Genomic DNA, 2,299 nt, shown 5'->3' on the forward strand with positions numbered 1-2,299 from the left:
GCCTCAGGAAGACCCGGAGCGCAGACCGCTGAGGAAGATGGCGATCCACTGGCCGGGATCCGGGGCGGAGAGGACCTCGACTTCCACCACCCATTTCACCCATTGAAATCCCCTTCGGCCCGGGGCGACCAGGCGCATCGGAGCGCCATGCTCGTGGATCAGCGGCTCATCGCCCACGTGGGTGGCCAGCAAGGCCCTCCGCGCTTCCTCCAGCGGCAGGCTCCAGCGATAACCGGTGACGGAGAGAAACCGGACGAAGCGGGCTTCCGGCCGGACTCCCGCCTGATCCAGCAGCCATCCGACCCGGATGCCCCGCCATCGCTGCTCGGTATACCATCCGCCGGTGCAGTCGAGAACAGCGATCGTCTCCTCTTGGGGAAGCTCTCGGATTTGCGCGTAAGACAGGGTCATCGGGCGCCTCACCGCCCCGTGGACGTGCAGCTTCCATTGCTCCAGGGGAAGAGGCGCGGGGCGATCCAGCATCCAGTTGGTGACCGGAAAGGCGTTTCCGGTGAACCGCCCGGCCTCCCGGGAGCCGGTGAAGCGCCGTCGAGATCCGGGGAGGTTCAGCCAGCGGCTGATCCCTTCCTGGGCTTCCCAGCTCAAGCCCGCTAACAGGCCAGCGCCCAGAGCCCGCAGCACCCAGCGACGGCCTCGCAGGTCCTGGACCCGGAGCGGCTTCGCCCGGGTCAGGACATGGACCCAGAAGACCGCGGCCAGGGCGAGGGCGAAATACGCGTGCAGGTTCATCCCCGATGGCCAGCCTGCAGGCTCCAGCCATAGCGCCCACACCAGCCCGGTTCCAACGGTGAAAGCGACGAGGAAAGTCGTCATCAGCGAGAAGGCGACGGCCCCATCCCAGCGGGAGGGACGCATCAGGCGAGGGAAAACCCGCCGGAGCTTCCAGAACAGGAAGGGGAGGATCGCGATCCCAAGGCCGCTGTGGAGGATGAAGAGCCAGCGTCCTTCGGGCCGGCCCACGAGGAGAGTGCCCAATCCGGTGAGCAGAGCGGCTCCGAGCAACCCAAAAAGACCCCAATCCACCACCCGCGCGGGCATCTTCGCTTCCCCCTTCGACCCTCAGCCCCTCTTCTGGAGCCACTTTCGGATCCTCGATCGCCCTGTTGCCATCTTTATGTTCCTCTCCGGCGATTCGAGACCTGTCCCGTCATCCCCCAGCACCAGTTTGCAACAAAGCGATCCTCCATCATCTTTTGATTCGCAGGATAGCCCACTGCCGACACAGTTCTTTAGTGGGGCGGTGCCTGAGGGCCGATGTCGTCCAATCCCATTCATCGCTTTCCAAGCGGGCGAAGCGGCAGCGTCCCCTGGATAGAAAAATGGGAAGCGGGCTGTTACGCTTGCCCATTTTAGCCGGAAATAGGGGGAGCTGTCGAGGGCGACCCGGATCCACGAAAACGACGGCCATTACGCCGTCAGGAGCCCTCCGTGATTTGTCCATCTCGGGGCCAAAGGCCCCCGCACCGCCCCCGAAAGATTTTTGGGGGGGAGGGTCCATGGCCTTCCGGACGGGCTTCGGTTCCTTCGATCCCTAGTGGATAACTGGACAAAGCCCTCCGGACGCAGAGGGATGGTCCCTCTCGCCGTTCGGCCGCGCGGGTTAAAGCATTCCTCGGGTCTTGACAGCCCCCCTCTCCCGTGATAAGATGATGGCCCGCCTGGATCCCGAAGATCTGGCGGTATAGATCGTTTTATACCCCATATATGGGGGTTCCGGAGCGTGCGTTGCCCCTTTTGCGGGAGTGAGGAGACTCGGGTCATCGATACGAACCCGGAGGCGGAGCGGCGGGCGGTCCGGCGTCGTCGGGAATGTCCCCGCTGTCTGCGCCGGTTCACCACGATCGAGCGTCCGGTGCACCTGGCCCCGATGGTCATCAAGCGGGATGGGCGTCGGGAGCCGTTCGACCGGGAGAAGCTTCTGCGCGGGATCCAGATCGCCTGCGCCAAGCGCCCGATCCCGGCGGAGGCCTTGGAGCGCCTGGTGGAACGCATCGAGGCCCGCCTTCAGGCGATGGGCCGGTCGGAGATCCCCAGCCGTCTGATCGGCGACATGGTGATCGCTGGGCTGAAGGAGCTGGATGAGATCGCCTACATCCGTTATGCGATTGTCTACCTTGGCCTGAGCGACCTCGAGAGCATCCGGCGGGAGATCGATAACCTGTTGCAAAATCGCGCCCGGGAAGGAAGCCCCACGATGGCGGAGAGCCCGGAGTGATGGCCGGTTCCCGGAATTCGCCGAACCCTATGGGGTAGCCTGTCTATTCTCCCCGAGGCCCAA

General features: G+C 64.5%; 2 protein-coding genes. One reads left to right on the forward strand and one right to left on the reverse strand.

What is annotated here, in order from left to right; translation table 11 throughout:
• Positions 1 to 3: 3 nt before the first annotated feature.
• Positions 4 to 1,059 carry a molybdopterin-dependent oxidoreductase gene (locus NZM16_RS11855; protein ID WP_295449498.1) on the reverse strand — a complete coding sequence of 352 codons (1,056 nt, stop codon included), beginning with the start codon at positions 1,057 to 1,059 and terminating at the stop codon, positions 4 to 6.
• 682 nt (positions 1,060 to 1,741) lie between these two features.
• On the opposite strand from NZM16_RS11855, the gene nrdR reads away from it, so the two are divergent.
• Positions 1,742 to 2,236, forward strand: coding sequence for a transcriptional regulator NrdR (gene nrdR / locus NZM16_RS11860; RefSeq protein WP_295449495.1), 495 nt, complete (start codon positions 1,742 to 1,744; stop codon positions 2,234 to 2,236).
• The last annotated feature ends 63 nt before the right edge of the window (positions 2,237 to 2,299 follow it).

Source organism: Thermoflexus sp., assembly GCF_025055495.1.
GTDB lineage: Bacteria > Chloroflexota > Anaerolineae > Thermoflexales > Thermoflexaceae > Thermoflexus.

Bases quoted from the DNA above. Each gene is read 5' to 3' on its own strand.
- NZM16_RS11855 (WP_295449498.1), bottom strand. From the start codon at position 1,059: ATGCCCGCGCGGGTGGTGGATTGGGGTCTTTTTGGGTTGCTCGGAGCC.